Genomic DNA, 19,008 nt, shown 5'->3' on the forward strand with positions numbered 1-19,008 from the left:
CGCCGCTACTGCGTCAGGGGTCCAGCTTTTCAACGACTGATGCCACGCCCCAGGGGCTGACACAGAAAATCCCACCCCGGCGGAAAACCGCCGGGGTGGGATTCGATTTGACCAGAGTGAGCTAAGCCAGAGCCCCTAGAGCCAGCCGGCGCGATCGGTGATGCGCAGGGCTTCGGGGTTGTTGCGGCCAAACACGGAGGCATTCAGGGAGTCTTCCTTGAATTCGCCAAAGCCCGCCACCACGGAGTCAACCGCCACGCCTTCAACCACAGGGTACTCGTTGTTGCTTTCAGCGAAGATTTGCTGGGCCTCGGGAGTGGCCAGAAACTCCAGAAACTGCACCGCTGCTGCTGCGTTTGGCGCAGTTCTGACGACCCCAGCGCCGCTGATGTTGACGTGGGTGCCGCGATCGTCCTGGTTAGGGAAGAAGAGCCCCATGGTTTCGGCCACGGCCTGGTCTTCGGGGCTGCTGGACTTGATCAGACGGGCAAAGTAGTAGGTGTTAGCGATCGCAACATCGCCCAACCCTGCCGCTGCGGCGCGAATCTGGTCGGTGTCGCCCCCTTCGGGGTTGCGGGCCAAGTTGGCCACCAGGCCCCGAGCCCAGGTTTCGGTCTCTTCGGCCCCGTGGGCGGCAATCAGCGAACCCACCAGCGACTGGCTGTAGACATTGGTAGAGCTACGGGTGAGAATCCGCCCACGCCACTTAGGATCCACCAGATCCTCGTAGGTCGAGAGTTCAGAGGGGTCTACGGTTTCTTTGTTGTAGAACAGCACCCGGGCCCGCTTGGTCAGACCGTACCACAGCCCATCGGGGTGGCGCAGGTTGTCGGGAATGGCCTCACTCAGGGCGGCGGAAGTCACCGGCTGGAACAGCCCCTCTTGCTCAGCTAGCCACAGGCGTCCGGCATCGACGGTCATCAGCAGGTCAGCGGGGCTGTTTTGCCCTTCGCTCTTGATCCGTTCGATCAGCTGGCTAGCGTCGGCCTCGACCACGTTGACCCGAATCCCCGTAGCCTCGCGGAAGGCTTCATACAGCTGGTCGTCGGTGTCGTAGTGGCGGGAGGAATACAGATTGACCGTTCGCCCCCGGCCAAAACCAAACTGAGCGTTGGCAGGGCGCTGGCGAAGCTGACCCAGGGCCACAGCGGTGGCGGCAGCACCCGCTCCCAAAAATGTACGTCGTCCTAGTTTCATAGGGTGTTACCTCAGAAAAAAACCTCAATCAAGTGGCTTCACATCCAAGCGGAAAAGCTCAGGTCATTGAGAACTTCAGATCGCATTGTACAGCTTGTTGAGAGCTTTTCCCGATAAAGCCAGCACTAAAGTCCGCCCTATGGTGATTAGTTTCAATACCCTGCTGGCAATGGTGGCCTAGCTGGCAGTCTTTTGCTTTGCCGTTGCCCCTGCCACCTAAGCCTTGAGACTATGGGGAAATAGGCCTAGAATGTCCTAAGCAGAATCAGTCCTTCTAGCTTAACCGCATCTGCGATCGCAGTCTTTCGACAATGACTCCCAGACTCGTCTCCTCTACCTTCGCCCGACCTCGACCCGCTGCCCGCCAGCCGGGGCGTGTCCCAGGGAAATCGTGGCTGGGGCCGCTGTGTGTGGTTGCATCTCTGGCGGTCCACGGGGTGGTGTTGGCGCTGGTCATGCCTGGCCCCGGCGATCCTGCCCCCGCCGATGTGGCCGTAGAAGAGCCCGCCGAATGGGACGAGGTTGCGGTCATGGTGCTGCCTCCCCCAGCGCCGGAAGAAGCCTCGCCAGAGGCGGCGCCCGCCGCACCGCCAGCAAATGCCCCGGCGGTACCGTCGGCCCCCCAGGCAATTACGGCACCGCCTACCCCCGCGCCACCCCAGGCCGAGGCTGCCCCACAGTTAGCTCCGCAGGCGGCCCCGCCATCGCCGGCTCCCCCCGAGCCAGCTGCCTTCACCCCGCCGCCCTCGCCCCCTGCCCCTGAACCCGACCCCGCTGGCCCCTTCGCCAACTTTCCCCACCTCTATGGAGCCCAGGCCACCTGCGAAGGGATGACCGACTGCTGGCGCAGCCCCGTCAGCAGCAGCTGGCGCGGAGCCGCCAGCGACCTTAGAGAACAGCTGGAGGCCCAGGGCTACACCCTCCGCAACGTGACCGGCGAAGTGCTCTCCATCGACTCCGGCGTCAGAATCTACGCCGTCAGCAAACCCGGCGAAGCCAGCTACTACCTGAATTTGATTTCGGTGCGCGACGGCGTGCTCTACACTCTGACCTCCGAACCGATGACCACTGACCAGGTCCTGGCCCTCCAGCGCTCCTGACCCCCCACTTCCAGCCAACTGGTGTATCGTAGTCGGGGAAACCCGGCCGATCGATCCGGCCGTATCCGCGTGGAGGACTTGCAGCCAGTGGCTTCCCTACCGCTCTTGACCCTACCCCTGGGGCTGCTTTCGATCCTGTTGGGGCCAGCAGAACCCAGGCCTCTGCACCCCTCGGGCTTCAACCCCACTGCCCTGCAAATTGAGTGGCAGTCGCCGTGGATTGCGGGCCTCACCCGCGACCCAGTGGTGGAAGCGATCGTAGCCGACTATGTGGCGGGGTTGCGGCGGCGGGGTTGGTCCGTGCCCGACCAGGGCGTTTGGATTCAGGTGGGCCAGACCGTAGTGGCCGAGCACCAGGGCAGTGTGCTGATGCCCGCCGCCTCCTTGACCAAGCTGGCGACGACCCTGGCCGCTGTGCAGACCTGGCCCCTTGACCACAGCTTCGACACCCTGGTCGGCCTGCGGGGCACCCTGCACAGCGATGGAGTGCTCAGCGGCGACCTGATCATTCAGGGGAGCGGCGACCCGCTGTTTGTGTGGGAAGAGGGCATTGTGCTGGTCAACCGATTGCAGGAGCTGGGCATCCGGCGGGTGACCGGAGAGGTGCTGGTGGCGGGGCCGTTCACGATGAATTTTAACGAGCGGCAGGCCCGATCTTTGGCCGATTTAAAGCAGGTGATGTCGGCTTCCACCTGGCCTCGGGAAGCCCGAACGGCCTACGACAACCTGACTCCCGGCACTCCCCAGCCCAGTCTGCAAATTGACGGCGGCGTGCGCTGGGTACCCGCGACGGATCTGGAGAATGTACCTATAGACTGGGTGGTGCGGCACCGGTCGCTGCCCCTGGTGGCCATCCTCAAAGCGATGAATATCTACAGCAACAACATCATGTCGGAGATGGTGGCCGACCTGGTGGGCGGGCCAAGGCAGGTGGTGACGAAGGCCACCGCGGCGGCGGATCTCCCGGCGGGGGAACTCAGCCTGGCCAATGGCTCGGGTCTGGGCGTCGAGAACCAGATGTCGGCCCGAGTGGCGGTGGCTATGACGGTGGCGCTACAACAACAGCTGGCGGCCCAGGGTTTCTCGGTGGCAGATGTGATGCCGGTGGCTGGGGAAGATGTGGGCACGCTGATCGATCGCCGCCTGCCCCTCACCGCAGCGGTCAAGACCGGCAGCCTGGCCGAGGTCAGCTCCCTGGCCGGGATGGTGCCCACCGCCAGCCGGGGGCCGGTGTGGTTTGCCATTATCAACAAAGGCTGGGATATTCCCGACCTGCGGATACAGCAGGACCTACTGCTGCAGGCCATTCAGGCCCACTGGGGCGTCGCCGATGCTCCCCCGGAGATGCGGACCAAGGTGCGCATGCAGACCGGGCCATTTCGCTACGGCGACCCCAGCCGCAATCAGGTGGCCCAGGAGGTAGCGTCAGAGTAGGGCGGTTCAATGTAGTGCTGATGGAGGGCCTTGGCGATCGCCCCCGCCGCCCCCGGCAATCCCATGCGGCGGCGACCGTTTTCGGCGATGCGCTGCAGCCGGGGACCATCGGCCAGGCAGTCTTTAAGGGCTGCTCCAGCCTCCTTTGGATCCTGGAGCAGCAGAATGGATGGGCCCAGCAGCCGCGACTGGGCTTCGGCAAAGGCGTAGGTGAACTGCGGCCCCGGTCCAGGGAAGGTGACCACGGGTTTGCCCAGGCCCACGGCCTGCTCGGTGGCGGTACCAGCGGTAGCCAGGGCGGCATCGGCCAGGTGCAGGCACTCCGCAAAGGCGTCGGTGGTCAGCACCAGCACCCCATTGCCCCGCTGCAGGGTGGGGTAGTTACCGGGAATCGGCTGCCAGCCCGCCTCGAGCAGCAGGTCTTTGAAGGCCGCCAGGTTGAGGGCAGGCGAAAGGGCCGCCAGCAGGCGAATTTGGCGATCGCCAAAGGTCTCCATCACCGATGCGATCGCCTCCACCATGCGCTGCCAATTGTCAAAGGCCTCGGGCGCACGGGAGCCGGGCAGCAGGGCGAGGGTGAGCACCGAGTCGGCCGGGGCAAAGCTGGCGGTCACCTGGGCCAGTTTGTCGGCGCGGGTATTTAGCTCATCCATCATTGGGTTGCCGGGATAGTAGGCAGGCACCCCCAGTTTTCGCAGCGTGTCGGTCGTGATCTGGTCGCGCAGGAATACCCCACGGCAGTTGGGCCGGGCCATCAGCCACCGTTCCCAGGGCACATACACCGAGCCCGACCAGCCCTCCAAAACGGGACGGCCCGGCAGGCGATGGCGCTCATCTCGAATGTAGTATTCTGACTTGGCCGTGCCGATAAAGCTGTACTCGGCCCCGCTCTGCCAGGCGATCGCCAGGGGCACAATATCCCCCACCGCCAAAATTTTGCCACCACCCTTGGCCCACTGTCGCGCCGTCCGCAGCTGGGCCAGGGTGAGCCCCACCAGCCCCCCCTGCAGGTCGCGCCACAGCTGGTAGCGATCCATATAAATGAATCCGCCCGAGGGCATCGCCTGGGTCGGGCCCTGAATGGGGATACCGGCTTTTTCGTAGGCGCGGCCTTCGCCCACAATGGGCAGTGCGGCCAGGCTGGGCGAACCGGGTAGCTGCCGCAGCTGTTTGAGCACGCGAACTGCAATGCCGTCTTCGCCGTGGCCGTTACTAATGCAGAGTAGCTTCATCGGGGAGGATTCCATACCATCCCCAACCCTAGCAGAAAATGCATGGGGCGCAGGGGGTGGAGGGTGGATGGGTGGATGGGTGGGGCATTAGGGGTGGGGACTTGGGTTTGAGCTTTGGCTTGGGGGAGGGGGTGACCTGATTGGGCTTGGCCTCTGATTTAGCTTTTGGTTTGGGCTTTGGTTGGGTTTCTGGATCGGGTAGGCTCAGGGTTTGGGCGATGCGGTGCTGAATGGCGTCTTGCTCGTAGACTGGCTGCACGGGAAAGCGAATCAGGGGCAGTCCGGCGCTCTGGACAGCCTGGTTGAGAAAGTCGTCGCGCTTGATGCGATCGGATCGCTGATGGCTGCTGTCGTCTAGCTCTACGGCGGCTACCACCCTGAGGCTGTTGCGATCGCACAGGACAAAGTCGAAGTGCTTGGCCGAAATCTTGTTAAATGCCCGCGCCCAGTCGCTCCGATTTTTGGTTTGGGGCTTGAGCACGTCGGCCACCCGCACTTTGCCCAGCACCTGGTAGCGATCGGTCGTTGCGGCCTGGAGCGCTCGGTAGAAGTTGAGTTCGGCGCGGGTAAACAAAGCCCTCTGGCGGCTGTAGACGTAGGTTGGCCCAGCCCCCGCCTCCTGGTCCACTACTGGCCGAGTCGGGGTAGATCGCTTTGGCCCAGCGCCCTGGCCGCCGGCAAACACTGCTATCCCCGCCACAACGACCACGCCTAGAATCAACAAAACAATAAGTGATGACACCTGGAGCACACCTCTGATAACTGGCAAAATTAGCATGCCCAGGGTCAGGGTTTTAACCTCCGGTTCGGCCCAAAGCGCAACCTTAATTTGGCCATACCGATGAAAACTAACCGCTCTGTCCTGTGTTCTAGGGCTTTTTCAATTCTTCTAGCTTAAATCCTTAAAAATGGATAAATAGTCTTGGCTTTGGAATCCACCTGCCGAATTCGGTGAAAGATGGACAGAAAAAAGCCTGACATTGCTGTAGGGTAGGACCCAGTGTAAACCCGTGAAAAGGCTGAGAAAATCGATGGGTCAACCTGTGGCATCCCCTGGTTTGAGTGGCGGCAGCGTAGCGGTTAGGGGGGCACTGCTGGACTATGTGGGCGACCCCTTCTACGGGCCCGAGGCCGAGGCAGTGCGCTACGTGGCCGATGGACTGCTGCTGGTGCGCGAGGGAACCATTGAGGCGGCGGGTGCCTACGCTGACCTGGCCGATCGCATAGGCGATCGCCCCCTGATTGACCACCGCGGCACCCTGATCACCCCCGGCTTTATCGACACCCACATTCACTATCCCCAGACGGGCATGATCGCCGCCTACGGGGAGCAGCTGCTGGAGTGGCTGAACCGCTATACCTTTCCCACCGAGCGCAAATTTGCCGACCCCGACTATGCCCGCTCCGTAGCCGACCTGTTCCTCGATGAACTGCTTCAGAACGGCACCACCACCGCCCTGGTGTTTGCGGCGGTGTTTCCCACTTCGGTGGATGCCTTCTTTGAGGCCGCCGAAGCTCGGCACCTGCGCATGATCAGCGGCAAGGTGATGATGGACCGCAACGCCCCCGACTACCTCTGCGATATGGCCAAGTCCTCCTACGAGGAGTCGAAGGCGTTGATTGAGAAGTGGCACGGGCGAGGGCGCCTGCTCTACGCCGTCACCCCCCGGTTCGCGGCCACCTCCACCGAAACTCAGCTAAAGCTGGCGGCCAAACTGCTGGATGAGTTTCCCGATGTCTACCTGCACACCCACCTGTCTGAGAATGTCAACGAGGTGGCCTGGATTAAGGAGCTGTTCCCCCAGTACCAAGGCTACCTGGATGTGTACGACCAGACGGGGCTGGTGCGGGCGCGATCGCTGTTTGCCCACGGCGTGCAGCTCACCGACGCCGAATTTCAGCGGCTCTCAGAGGCCAAGGCGGCGATCTCCTTTTGCCCCACCTCCAACCTGTTCCTCGGCAGCGGCCTGTTTCGCCTTGAGCAGGCCAAAAATCCCGAGTACCCGGTGAAGGTGGGCCTGGGCACCGACGTGGGGGCAGGCACCAGTTTTTCAATCCTACAAACCACCAATGAGGCTTATAAAGTGGCCCAGCTACGGGGCCAGAAGCTCTCGGCCTTTAAGGCGCTATTTCTCGCCACCCTGGGCGGAGCCAGGGCGCTGTGCCTGGAGGATAAACTGGGCAGCTTTGACCCAGGTAAAGAGGCCGACTTTGTGGTGCTCAACCCCCAGGCGACGCCGCTGCTGGCCCTGCGAAATGATGCAGGGATTCCCCAAACCCTGGAGGTCCTGGAGGATCTGCTGTTTTCGCTGGTGATCATGGGGGGCGATCGCGCCGTCGCCGCCACCTACATCCTGGGAGAGCAAGCCTACTCCTCTAAGGTCTAGCTCTCTCCTAGTGGGGTGGTGGGCAGTGCCTACCCCACAGCTAAAGCTCCGAGTCGCCCTGCACCCCCTGAATGATTCGCGACAGCTCGCTCTTTTCATCTACAGAGATGCGGGTGGGTGAGCCGCTGATAATCCGCTCCAGGTTGCGGAAGGAGTCTTTGATGTCCGGGCCCTGGCTGTTGATGGTGTACTCGCGGATGCCCTTGTCGTGCCAGGATCCGCGCATCTTAAACACGTTGATCGCCCGCGACAGTTCGCCCCGCACCTCCACGTACTGCAGCATCAAAATCGTGTCGGTAATGGTGGAAATGTGCGACTCGGTAATCGAGTGCAGCCCCATAAACTGCTCGGTGGTGTTGGTGAAAAAGCCGGTGATCTCTTCCTGTTTAGCAAAGCCCGTCACGCCGATCACAAACTGGCGGAAGGAGTTGTTGCTGACGCCGCGATCCAGTGCCGACAGCGAGTCGATCGCCACCCGGGAGGGCTTAAACTGGGAGATCTCGGTTTTGATGATTTGCAGGTGGTCCTCCAGGCCCGCCGACTCGGGATAGGCGCAGATGATTTTCAGCAGCCCCTGCTCCTCCATGGCCTCGAAGTCGACCCCCCAGGAGTAGGCATTGCGGGAGAGCTGAGCGCGGGACTCTTCGTAGGCAAACAGGATCGCCCGCTCCCCGTGTTTGCAGCCGTCCACCAAAAATTTGCTGACCAGCAGGGTTTTGCCCGTGCCCGTGGCTCCGGTGGCGAGAATAATTGAGTCTTTGAAGAAGCCGCCGCCGCACATTTCGTCCAGGGTAGGCACCCCCGACGACACCCGCGCATTGGACGATCGCTGGGTGAGCTGCATGGCTCCCAGCGGAAAGATATTGACGCCGTTGTTGGTGATGGTGAACGGGTACTCCCCCTTCATGTGGGTGGTGCCCCGCAGCTTCAGAATCTCGATGGTGCGGCGGCGGCGTTCCCCCTCCAGGGCGTTGCGCACGATCACCACGTTGTCGGAGACAAACTCTTCCACGCCAAAGCGAGCCACTGGGCCGTACTCGTCCAGGCGTTCGGTGGTCATCACGGTGGTTACACCCATCAGCTTGAGGCGGGCCACCAGGCGAAAGATCTCGCGGCGCACCACCGAGGCAGCGTCGTACTGCTGAAACACCGCCGTCACCGAGTCGATGGAAACCCGCCGCGCCTTGTACTTGCGAATGGCGTACTGAATGCGCTCAATCAGCGCCGACAGGTCAAAGTTGCCCACCACATCCTGACCTTCCGGGTCGGGGGACGCATCGAGGATAAACAGCTTGCCGTCGTCTACCAACTGCTGCAAGTCCCAGCCAAAGCTGTAGGCGTTTTGAATGATGTCTTCGGGCGACTCCTCAAAGGTGACAAACACCCCCGGCTCGTCAAATTCGGTGATGCCGTTGTAGATAAACTGTACTGCAAACAGCGTTTTGCCGGTCCCTGAGGTGCCGCTGACCAGGGTCGATCGCCCCGCCGGCAGGCCGCCGTGGCTAATGTCGTCAAAGCCTTCTATGGTGGTGCGAATCTTTTGCACCCCAACGGAGCGAGCAGAAGACTGGGATTCGGTCTGGTCAAAGTCTGTCATGGGAGATGGTTACAGGTATCGGGCAGAGCGACAGCCCTTAATAACGTACAGAAATAACTTACAGGACATTCTGAGTATCAAGCATACCCCGAAGCGGCTACCCAAAAGGATTTTGGCCCGATGAGACGGTCCATGCAGCCAATCACAACCGAGCCCAGACCGAGCCGGTGCGCCAACCCCTGGGCGGGCTAGCCGTAAATGTCGTCTTCGCGCAGCTCGTCATAGAGCAGGTCAAGCCCAATCAGCACCCGCTCGCGGTCCGACAGGTCGCCAATGATTTTACGCACTGGCGGCGGCAGAATTTTGGCCAGGGTGGGGGTGGCCAGGATCTTGTCTTCTTCGGCCAGCTGCGGGTTTTTGAGCACGTCAATGACCTTGAGGGCGTAGACCCCCTGGAACTCTTCTTCCAGGATGTTGTTGAGGGTTTTGAGGGCGCGAATGGAGTTGGGAGTGTTGCCCGCGACGTAGAGCTTGAGAATATAGGTCTTTTTAACGGAGCTCATGGAACGCTCTGGGTTGACAGGGACAGGGAAAATTGTATCGGGAAGCTTTTCGGGCGGGTAGTCTGCCCTCAGGGTTCGCGGGGGATCGAGCGGCGATACATTTCGCAGAGGTGGGCAATCACGTCAATCAAGGTGAGGCGATAGTCGAGTAGGATCTCTTCGCTACGCCCTTCCAGCTTAAGCTGCTTGGAGAAGTTATCCATTAACTCCATGTGAATTTCAACAATTTGGGCGACCGAGATATCGGCCATAAAGGCCTGATTGACAAAGTCATCGATCAGCTGGTTGAGGTTTAGTTTTGTGGTGCTGGCGAAATAGGCCAGAATAATCTTGCGGTAGTCGACCTTGAGCTGGTCTAGCAGGGTCTGGCGATCGTCGGGATTCATGTGTCGCCAAAAGTGACTCGGGTTGCGCTTGTAGTAAACCCCCAGATAGCCCAGCCGGGCCTTGAGTTTTTCGGTGAGCTGGTGCTGCTTGGCGCTGAGGCTGGTTTCGGGGGCGCTAGACTGATCCGCAGGGGCGGGCGGTGAATCGCCGGGGCCAGGCAGCCGTAAAAATTCTTGAATGGCGGCCTGAATAGCGCGATCGACCTGGGCCAGGGCCTTTAGGGAGTGATGCACCACAGTACCCGGGTAGTGGGGCTGAGGTGTCGGCCGGGCGATCGCCTCTGGATCGTCAACCAGGACCACGACCGGCAGCACCAGCTTGAGCTGCTGGAGGGTGGGCTCAAGCGTATCTCGCCAAACCCCATCGTCGACAACCAGACAGTCGGGCGGGCCTGATCGGCTCTGCAACCAGTCTAGGGCATCGCCAACAAGCACGGCAGGATGGACTACGTAGCGACTCGGATCCAGATTTAAATCGGAGGTCTGCTGAGCGTGGTCACCACGGGTCAGGCGATAGATCTGAAGGGGAGAAACCAAGGGGCGATAGATAATGAACAGGACAACAAGCAGAGCCGCCGGGGAGCCGATAGCGGTGCCTTGGGCGGTCAGCAGCAGGATTCATCTGAGTCCGCAGCCGTTGGGGCGACCCCGCAGCCCGGCTATGAGAACGTGAGCAAAAACCGGGATAGTGGAGATATTGTCAATTGTAAAGGGTGGTTGCCAGAATGCAGCCTGCCCCAAAATCTGGAAACAAACTCCTCAGGGGATAAGCCCATGGCGCTGCCGCCCCTCGATCACTTCTTGAGCCCTGTGCCAGCCTACGGTCTGGTCACTTCCCTCAGCGAGGTTGCCCAGGCGCTGGGGCCGTCTGAAGACTCCGGACCGGGTTCCCTGGCCGCCGCCCACAGCCACATTGTGGTTGTGGACGACGCCCACCGCCCCATTGGTGCCCTGGCGCTGGGGCGACTGTGGGCAGCCCACCAGCGGGCGGGCCAGGCGGCGGACAACTGGGCCGACCCCCGACTGGAGGACTGCCAGACCTGGATGGAGCCGCTGATGGAGGTTTCAGTGAGCCAGCGGTTAGACGCGTCAGCCCTGGCTCACTTAGGGGACCTGGCCCAGGTCACCCCGCCCTGTCTGCTGGTGGCGGTGGACGCCGCAGGCCGGTATCTGGGCCTGCTCGATCCGGTGAAACTTTTGGGCTGGCGGGCGATCGCGGCGGAGTCAAGTGCTCTGGGGCCGGGGGAACCTGTGCCCCTTGGCCGGGGGGCGCTGGGGCGGCGGGCCTGGGTGCTGGAACTGGGCCATGCCCTCAAAACGCCAATGACCACCCTGCTGGGGCTATCCACCCTGCTGCTGGACAGTCGGGTGGGATCCCTGAGTGAGCGCCAGTTTCGCTACATCAACCTGATGCAGCAGGCGATTCGCAAGCTCACCAACCTGATCAACCTGCTGCTCGACTGGATGCGCCTGGAGTCGGGCCAGATCAGCCCCAGTCGGGAGCGGGTCTACCTTCAGCCCCTGACCGAGGAGCTGGTGCCCAGCTTTTTAATGGCCCAGCCTGCCCTCAAAGCCACCGCCGACTGGGCAGAAACCTTTATGGCTAGCCTGGAGACCGCTGAGGGGTGGGTCCAGGCCGATCCCCTGCGTCTGCGCCAGAGCCTGCACTACGTTCTCAGCTACCTGATTGCCAACGGGGCTTCCCCAGCGGGACTGGTGGTGGAGCCCTGGGGGCCCTGGCTGGGCCTGACGCTCTGGAGTACGGCGGCGATCGCCCAGCTCGACCCACCGCTGGGGGCAGCAGAGGCTGAGGCCGCCGCTGGGGATGGCTCCCCCCTCGACCCTGAGTTCAGTCCTGGGTCGATCGCAAGTCTGGAGCTGGCCCTGGCCCGCCGCTTCAGCCAGCTCCAGGGGGGCGAGCTGACCGGGCACAGCACCCCCGCCGGCAGCCGGATTACCCTGCTGCTGCCCAGGGCGACAGCCACCCCTGGGCAGACCGTGGTGGTGCTGCTGGCCAGCGCCAGCCCAGCCACCATCGAGCAAATTGACGCTAGCCTGCGGAGCAGTCCCTATCGCCTGGCGGTAGCACCCAGCTGCAAATCCCTGGCGGATCTACAGACCCGCCTGGCTCCCCCCTGCACCCTGATTGAGTGGGGGTCGCTGATCGACGCTCCGACCGCCGCCGCCGATCGCCTTGCCCTGGTGCAGCGACTGGCCATTCCGGCTGTGGTGACGCTCAGGGCAGGGGCCGTCGCGCCTTTCCCCAGCGCAGACGATGGCACCGCCCCCGCCAGGCCAGAGCCCCAGACGCTTGCGATCGAAACCCTGGCCCAGGAGCTGCGGCCTACCCTCGATCGACTCTGCCTGACGCCCTCACTCTCCCCCGCTTCCCTCCGGGGCCAGACCCTGCTGCTGCTGCGATCGCCCAGCGCCCCCAGCGCCCTGCCCCAGGGGCTACAGAGCTGGCTCCAGCGCTACCACTGTCGTTTGTTACAGGTCGATGACCTGGTGCAGGCGAATCTGTTGAGCCGGGTGTGGCATCTCCAGGCCGTGATTTTAGACAGCGCGGTCCCCCTGGCAATCGCCGACATCAAGGCCCTGGCCAGCCAGCCCAACCTGGCCCGTCTGCCCATCATTGCCCCGGTTCCCCCGCTTGACTGGACCGCCGTCCAGGACCTGAAGTTAGCCCTCGTGGCCTGCCCAGAACTGATCACCCACCCCCCCGACTTGGCCGGGGCCAGGCTGGTGCAGGCGATTGTCCAGGCCCGTCCTCAGCCCCCGGACCCAGGCGGATAGGCAGGGCCATTTCGCCTGGGCGATCGCAGGCCAGTGCAGAATATCGACTGCGGCATCCCCACGCCTGGCCTTTGGGTGGGTTTCAAGGGAACCGCGACGGTAAAACTACGTATCATTCTTGGCCATAATTTCGGGCATAGTAAGACCAATACCGTGGGGCAGCCACCCTGCTATGCCGATGACCTATGCACGATCCTGAATCCTATCGTCCATGCCCCATAGTTGCTGATCGTCCGGCTCACCCTGTTTCTGCCCCATCCTCACTGTTGTACTGGCTTACCCTGACGCTGCTCAGTCACAACAGCTGGCCAGATCAGTCTGGAACCCCTGCGTCGTCCAGTCACCCCGCCACCGCCCAGCGCCTAATTGATGTGATGCCGGGGATTGTGTTTCAGGCCGATAGCGACGTTGGCTGGTCGATGCGTTACCTCAGTGCTGGCTGCTGCTCGCTGACCGGCTATGCACCAGCGGAGTTGCTCGACCCCAGGACGACAGTATCGTACAACACCATTACCTATGCCGAAGATCTGCCCCTGGTGATCGACAGCATTGGCCAGGCCATCCAGCGGGGGCAGTCCTATGAGGTGGAGTACCGCATCTGCACCCGCAGCGGCGAAGTGAAATGGGTGTGGGAAAAGGGCTCCCCAACGGTAGATGCCCAGGGCGCGATCGTCGGCATTGAAGGCTTTATTACCGACATTACACCGCTGAAGCAGACGGAGGCCACCCTGCGCCAGGTGGAGCAGGCCCTGGAGGCTCGGGAAGACTTGCTGGAACTGGTGCTCGACAGCGTTCCTCAGCCCCTGTTTTGGAAGGATAGCCAGGGTCGCTACTTGGGCTGCAACCAGGCCTTTGCCAGGGCCATGGGGCTTGCGTCCCCCGCCGATATTGTGGGCGGCACCGACGCCAGTTTTCCCTGCCTTAGCGCCGAAGATGCGGCCTACCGGGCCGCCCGCGATCGCCTGGTGATGGCCCAAGGCGTCGCTGATCTCCACGCCATTGAGCCCCAGACCTACCCCAACGGCCAGCAGGGCTGGGTGGACTGTAGCCGCATGCCCATGCGCGGCCCCACGGGTAGCGTGGTTGGGGTGCTGTGCACCTTTGAGGATGTCACCCAGCAGATTACCGACCAGCAAACCCTCAGACGCCGAGAGCAGGTTTTGGCGACTCTAGCCGAGATTCAGCGCCAGCTGTTGGCCTGGCAGTGGGGCTGGCAGGAGCAGGCCATCACCCAAATTTTTGCCGCCCTAGGGAAGATCTCTGGGGCCAGTCGGGTCTACTATTACGAGCTGCAGACGGGCCGTGAATCCCAGGGCGATCGCCGTCTCCCCGATACCCAGGCCTGCCTGCTACAGCGGGTAGAATGGTCGGCCCCTGGGGTGCCGCCGACAGCCAGCGATCCCAACTTTCAGACCCTACCTGTCGATCCGCTCTTTACTGACTGGTACGGCACCCTGGCCCAGGGACAGATTATTAACCTGGTCGAAGCCGACTTTTCTGAGCTTCAGCGTCAGGTGCTGGGCAGTGCGCCCAGCCAGGTTAAGTCGCTGCTGCTGCTGCCCCTGTTCCTGCAAAACCGGCTACAGGGGGTGATGGGCTTTAGTAACTGCGCCGAGCCCCGCCGCTGGGGTGAAGGCGAAATTGACCTGCTGCGGGTGGTCACGGCCGATCTAGCCCTGGCCCTGGAGCGGCGGCAGACCGAGCTTTCGCTAAAGCGGGCTGAGGCCAAGTATCGCAGCATCTTTGAAAACGCCGTCGAAGGGATGTTTCAGAGCACCCCCCAGGGCCAGTACCTGACCGCCAACCCAATGCTGGCCCGACTCTATGGCTACGATTCGGCCCAGGACCTGATCCAAAATCTGACCGATATTAATCGGCAACTCTACGTGCAGCCCGGTCGGCGGCAGGAATTTATCGACCTGATCTGGGCCAGCGGCTCGGTGCTGGGGTTTGAGTCTGAGGTGTACCGCAAAGATGGGGCCGTGATCTGGATTTCGGAGTCGGCGCGGGCCATCTACGACGATCGCCAGGTGCTGATTGGCTACGAGGGCACCGTCGAAGACATTACCGATCGCAAGCGGGGGGAAGCCGCGATTCTGCGCCGCGATCGCCTGCTTCAGGGGGTTGCCCAGGCCAGCCAGTGCCTGCTCACCACCGCCAACGTCAACGAGGCGATTCCCCAGGTGCTGGCCCGCCTGGGGGAAGCTGCCACCGCCGATCGCGCCTACGTCTACACCCACCATCCCCAGTCAGTAACGGGGGAACCGGCCATGACCCTGCGCTACGAGTGGACCAACGCCAACATTCCTCCCAGCATGGATCAGCCCCACTGGCACGATCAGAGCTATCGGGATTTGGGGGTAGAGCGGTGGTACCAGGCCTTTCAGGCCAATCAGTCGATCTGCGCCCTAACTCGGCACCTGCCTCGGGCCGAGCAGACCTTGCTGCTGAAGGACAATATTCTGTCGATTTTGATGGTGCCAATTTTCATTGACGCTGAGCTGTGGGGCTACATTGGCTTTGATGCCTGCCAGCAGGAGTGGGAGTGGAGCGCCAGCGACGAGTCTATTCTGGTGGCGGTGGCGGCCAGCCTGGGGGGTGCCCTCAAGCGCCAGCAGACCGAGGCCCAGATGTGCTACCAGGTGTACCACGACACCCTGACCGGGCTGCCCAACCGGGCGTTTTTTGACCTGCATCTGCCCCAGGCGATCGCCCGCACCAGCCAGGGCGAACAGATGCTGGCGGTAATTTTTCTAGACCTCGATCACTTCAAAACCATTAACGACACCCTCAGCCACGCCGTGGGGGATCTGCTGCTACAGCAGGTTACCCAGCGCATGAGTGCCGCCCTGAGGGCCGAAGACATCGTAGCCCGCTGGGGCGGCGACGAGTTTACGCTGATTTTGCCCAACCTCGTTAGCCCCAGCGACGCCGCCAAAATTGCCCATCGCATTGCCGACCAGCTGAGGCCCCCCTTTCTGCTGCACAACCATGAGCTACACGTAACCGCCAGTCTGGGCATTGCCCTGTTTCCCCAGGACGGCGAAGATATGACCACCCTGCTGCAAAATGCCGACGCGGCCATGTACCGGGCCAAGCAGCAGGGGCGCAATAACTACCAGTTCTACACCCAGAGCCTGAGCACCGAGGCCGCCCAGCGGCTCAAGCTAGAGACGTTTTTGCACCACGCCCTGGGGCGTAACGAATTTGTGCTCTACTACCAGCCCCAGGTGAATGTGGTTACCGGCAAGGTGGTGCAGATGGAGGCCCTGCTGCGCTGGCAGCATCCGACCCTGGGGTTGGTCACCCCCTCCGAATTTATTCCTCTAGCCGAAGAAAATGGCCTGATTGTGCCCATTGGTGACTGGGTGATGCACACCGCCTGCACCCAGGTGATGGCCTGGCATCGGCTGGGACTGCCCCTGGTCAACCTGGCGGTCAACCTGTCGGCGCGGCAGCTCCAGCACCCCAACCTGGTCACCCGCGTGGCTGCCGTATTAAAAGAAACGGGGCTGCCCCCCCATTGCCTGGAGTTAGAAATCACTGAAACGGCGGCCATGGCCGACATGACCGCCTCCATTGAGCGGCTGCAGGATCTGCGTCAGCTGGGGGTCAAAATTTCCATGGACGACTTTGGCACCGGCTACTCCTGCCTCAGCCATCTAAAGCAGTTCCCCCTCGACGGCATCAAGATCGATCGCGCCTTTGTCAAAGACCTGCCCTACAGCCCGGTAGATCAGGCCATGGTCAGGGCCATTATCGCCATGGCCAGGGGGCTGTCGCTCAGCCTGGTGGCCGAGGGAGTGGAAACCGCCGACCAGAGCCTGTGCCTCCACGAGCTGGGCTGTATCGAGATGCAGGGGTACATGTTTGGCCCCCCCCAACCACCCGAGGCAGCGGCTTCCTATCTGCGCCCTCTGCACGGGCAGAGGTGGCAACTGAGCTGATGCCAAGCCCTAGGGGCTGCAACCGTTGTTTTCGGGCCTTCAAAGGCTAATTGATCACAGCCCCTAAGCCAGCGCCGCCTTCAGCTGGCGGCAAAAGTCGCCGATGGTGGACAGGGCCACCTCAGGGGAATCGGCGGCCAGGCGCTTGACAAAGGCGCTGCCCACAATCACGCCGTCGGCCCCCCAGGCTTTGAGCTGCTGGGCCTGATCGGGATCTGAAACGCCAAAGCCCACGCCTACAGGTTTGTCGGTGGTTTGCTTGAGCCCATCGATCAGGTCTTTGACCCGGCTTTGCAGCTCACTGCGAATACCGGTGACGCCGGTGACGCTGACCAGGTAGACAAACCCCTGGGCCTGGGCTGCGATCGCCTGAATCCGCTCCGCCGGCGAGGTCGGGGCCACCAGCAGGGTGACGTCGATGCCCGCCGCTGCCGCCGCCGCCAGCAGGCCCTCCACCTCTTCCAGGGGCAGGTCGGGCACCACCAGCCCCGCCAGCCCCGCCGCCGCGATATCGGCCATAAACGCCTCAATGCCCCGGTTGAGGATGGGGTTGTAGTAGGTAAATAAAATCAGCGGAGCCTGGAGCTGCATGCCCTTCACCATAGAGAGCACCGCATCGAGGTTGACGCCTTTGGCCAGGGCGCGGGTGGCGGCAGCCTGGATCACCGGCCCGTCGGCCAGGGGGTCTGAATAGGGCACCCCTAGCTCGATGAAGTCGGCCCCGTTGTCGTCGAGCACCCGCAGGGCCGCAGCGGTAGTCTCCAGGTCGGGATCGCCAGCAGTAATGAAGGGGATCAGGGCGCATTTGCCCTGGGCACGCAGGTCACGGAAGCGATCGGAAACAAGGGCCATAGCGGGATACCAAAGACTTAGTCCAGAGAAGTTGGCCAAAGGGCTGGGGCAAACATTTCGCCCAATACAGCACTCTAGGACAAGAGGGGCACTGAGTCTATGGTCTGAAGCTTAAGGTCTGGGAGCCAGCGATCGCGCCTAACAGAAAGAGGGGTTACCTGAACCATCTAGCCCTGATCGTCGTCGAGCTTCTCCTGGAGGGCGGCCAGCTGCTCGGGGCTGAGCTCGTCGAGTCGACGCTGGAGCACCGCCGACTCGTAGTCCTCCATCTGCTGGTTGAGGGTCATGTTGTGGGTGACGACCCGGAACAGGTAGCTCAGCAGCCAGGCCACCACGCCCCCAACCATGATCGCCTGACTCCAGATGCCGGCGTTGATGCCGTCGAGCCCAGCCAGGCGCAGGCCAAGGAACATTCCACCCCCGGCCAGAAAGATGCCGAGGCCAATGGCCAATACATCGATGCGTCGCATAGCCCGTTAAGCCTTGAGGTTGCGGGGCTGAGGACGGAAGTTGAGGAAGGGGCTAAACAGCAGCATGCCGGGGAAAAAGACAAACACCAGCCCGTACAGCAGAGTGCGCTCGACCGAACCCGCCACATACCAGCGCTGGCGGACATAGAAGATCAGGGCCAGGGGGACCACCAGCAGGTACAGGCCGCCAATACCGGCGTACAGGGCCGCCGTCAACAAAAAATCGCTCGATAGCGCGGTCGGTAGGGTCATGGCAAGTGCGTGATAAATCCGCTAACCCAGCGGGGTGAAACGTATTCAGGCTTTGGTCCCGTGGGCCGAAAAACTCCCAAGACCAGACTGTGCCTGAGGACATTGTAAAGGGTTCTCGCTCAGCGGAGCGCCCCAGGGCGCAAATGTTCCCCTAGCCCGTCGGGGTGGCGATGTCCAGCCCTAGAGCGGGCCATTGTCCAGGGTCAGGAGGGCGCGATCGCCTGCGGCCAGCGCCCCTGGCTGCAGCACCCGGGCGTACAGTCTACTGCTGCCGGGATAGTGGCGCTGGCTGATGCGGCTGTAGCGGCGATCGCGGAACCAGCGCATGACGGTGCGGCAGGGCGGTGCGTAGTCAGTGATCTCAATCCACACCTGCTCGCCCAGCTGGAGTTGGTGCCCCGGCCCCAGAACTGTCCAGTCCAGCCCGGCCAGGGTGAGGTTTTCCCCAGCGCTGCCGGGGGCAATGGGGTGACCTTCGACCCGCAGGGATTCAATCACCTCCAGCGACCAGAGGCAAAGGGCGCGATCGGGGCCGCCGTGAAATTTGAGATTCCGCTGCCGGTCACCGCTGAGGCCAGCGAGGGTGACCTGGGCCTGGGGCACCGATCGCTTCGGCACCCCACCAGCGGAAACATTAATCTGCGCAACGCGACCGACAAGGGCCATAGCCGAATGCTTCCGGTTGAGGGAGTAGGGGAGAACACCCTGGGCTGGGGTGAAGCCATTCTAGTCCAGGGCAATCTTCAAAGAGCGTCCTTATCGATTCCATATAACCTCTGTGGTACTTTCTAGCTCAATTTCTAGCGCCAGCCCAGGCCAAGGGGAGTGGGCGGCTCTCGCCAAGGGATGTAAGGT

At 62.3% G+C, this 19,008-nt stretch carries 15 protein-coding genes; 5 read left to right on the forward strand and 10 right to left on the reverse strand.

Going from position 1 to position 19,008, the window contains the following annotated elements; translation table 11 throughout:
* Positions 1-135: 135 nt before the first annotated feature.
* The gene (locus NF78_RS25685) at positions 136-1,197 is read right to left on the reverse strand and encodes a Fe(3+) ABC transporter substrate-binding protein (protein WP_035992922.1); all 1,062 of its coding nucleotides are present in this window, start codon (positions 1,195-1,197) and stop codon (positions 136-138) included.
* Between the two features lie 311 nt (positions 1,198-1,508).
* Here NF78_RS25685 and NF78_RS25690 point away from each other — a divergent pair, with 311 nt between their 5' ends.
* Positions 1,509-2,297, forward strand: coding sequence for a hypothetical protein (locus NF78_RS25690; protein WP_156119971.1), 789 nt, complete (start codon positions 1,509-1,511; stop codon positions 2,295-2,297).
* An 87-nt stretch (positions 2,298-2,384) separates the two neighbouring features.
* Complete coding sequence (locus tag NF78_RS25695) at positions 2,385-3,731, forward strand: D-alanyl-D-alanine carboxypeptidase (RefSeq protein ID WP_156119972.1); 1,347 nt, start codon at positions 2,385-2,387, stop codon at positions 3,729-3,731.
* Here NF78_RS25695 and NF78_RS25700 read toward each other — a convergent pair.
* Positions 3,701-4,978, reverse strand: a complete 1,278-nt coding sequence (locus NF78_RS25700; protein WP_052050959.1) for a lipid-A-disaccharide synthase-related protein — start codon at positions 4,976-4,978, stop codon at positions 3,701-3,703. The genes NF78_RS25695 and NF78_RS25700 overlap by 31 nt on opposite strands.
* 13 nt (positions 4,979-4,991) lie before the next feature.
* A complete protein-coding gene (locus NF78_RS28645; protein ID WP_225885420.1) occupies positions 4,992-5,687 on the reverse strand; it encodes a DUF2726 domain-containing protein in 696 nt (231 codons plus the stop codon).
* Between the two features lie 307 nt (positions 5,688-5,994).
* Here NF78_RS28645 and guaD point away from each other — a divergent pair, with 307 nt between their 5' ends.
* Positions 5,995-7,350 (forward strand): guanine deaminase, encoded by a 1,356-nt coding sequence (gene guaD / locus NF78_RS25710; protein ID WP_052050961.1) that lies wholly within the window; start codon positions 5,995-5,997, stop codon positions 7,348-7,350.
* Positions 7,351-7,390: 40 nt separating this feature from the next.
* On the opposite strand, the gene kaiC is transcribed toward guaD, so the two are convergent.
* The 3 genes from kaiC to NF78_RS25725 all read right to left on the reverse strand — a co-directional run bounded on the left by kaiC (position 7,391) and on the right by NF78_RS25725 (position 10,373).
* Complete coding sequence (kaiC, locus tag NF78_RS25715) at positions 7,391-8,947, reverse strand: circadian clock protein KaiC (RefSeq protein ID WP_035992929.1); 1,557 nt, start codon at positions 8,945-8,947, stop codon at positions 7,391-7,393.
* Positions 8,948-9,135: 188 nt separating this feature from the next.
* Positions 9,136-9,450, reverse strand: a complete 315-nt coding sequence (gene kaiB, locus NF78_RS25720; RefSeq protein ID WP_017301921.1) for a circadian clock protein KaiB — start codon at positions 9,448-9,450, stop codon at positions 9,136-9,138.
* A 68-nt stretch (positions 9,451-9,518) separates the two neighbouring features.
* The gene (locus NF78_RS25725) at positions 9,519-10,373 is read right to left on the reverse strand and encodes a circadian clock protein KaiA (RefSeq protein ID WP_197064967.1); all 855 of its coding nucleotides are present in this window, start codon (positions 10,371-10,373) and stop codon (positions 9,519-9,521) included.
* 237 nt (positions 10,374-10,610) lie between these two features.
* Here NF78_RS25725 and NF78_RS25730 point away from each other — a divergent pair, with 237 nt between their 5' ends.
* A complete protein-coding gene (locus NF78_RS25730) occupies positions 10,611-12,632 on the forward strand; it encodes a sensor histidine kinase (protein WP_035992935.1) in 2,022 nt (673 codons plus the stop codon).
* A 266-nt stretch (positions 12,633-12,898) separates the two neighbouring features.
* The gene (locus tag NF78_RS25735) at positions 12,899-16,579 is read left to right on the forward strand and encodes an EAL domain-containing protein (RefSeq protein ID WP_225885421.1); all 3,681 of its coding nucleotides are present in this window, start codon (positions 12,899-12,901) and stop codon (positions 16,577-16,579) included.
* Between the two features lie 63 nt (positions 16,580-16,642).
* Here the strand turns inward: NF78_RS25735 and trpA are convergent, their stop codons facing one another.
* The 4 genes from trpA to NF78_RS25755 all read right to left on the reverse strand — a co-directional run bounded on the left by trpA (position 16,643) and on the right by NF78_RS25755 (position 18,819).
* Positions 16,643-17,431, reverse strand: coding sequence for a tryptophan synthase subunit alpha (trpA, locus tag NF78_RS25740; protein ID WP_035992941.1), 789 nt, complete (start codon positions 17,429-17,431; stop codon positions 16,643-16,645).
* Positions 17,432-17,598: 167 nt separating this feature from the next.
* Positions 17,599-17,901 (reverse strand): DUF3007 family protein, encoded by a 303-nt coding sequence (locus tag NF78_RS25745; protein WP_035992944.1) that lies wholly within the window; start codon positions 17,899-17,901, stop codon positions 17,599-17,601.
* Positions 17,902-17,907: 6 nt separating this feature from the next.
* Positions 17,908-18,153 carry an NAD(P)H-quinone oxidoreductase subunit L gene (gene ndhL / locus NF78_RS25750; protein WP_035992947.1) on the reverse strand — a complete coding sequence of 82 codons (246 nt, stop codon included), beginning with the start codon at positions 18,151-18,153 and terminating at the stop codon, positions 17,908-17,910.
* A 180-nt stretch (positions 18,154-18,333) separates the two neighbouring features.
* Positions 18,334-18,819 carry an MOSC domain-containing protein gene (locus NF78_RS25755; RefSeq protein ID WP_035992950.1) on the reverse strand — a complete coding sequence of 162 codons (486 nt, stop codon included), beginning with the start codon at positions 18,817-18,819 and terminating at the stop codon, positions 18,334-18,336.
* Positions 18,820-19,008: the final 189 nt, after the last annotated feature.

This window comes from Leptolyngbya sp. KIOST-1 (assembly GCF_000763385.1).
Lineage (GTDB): Bacteria > Cyanobacteriota > Cyanobacteriia > Phormidesmidales > Phormidesmidaceae > Nodosilinea.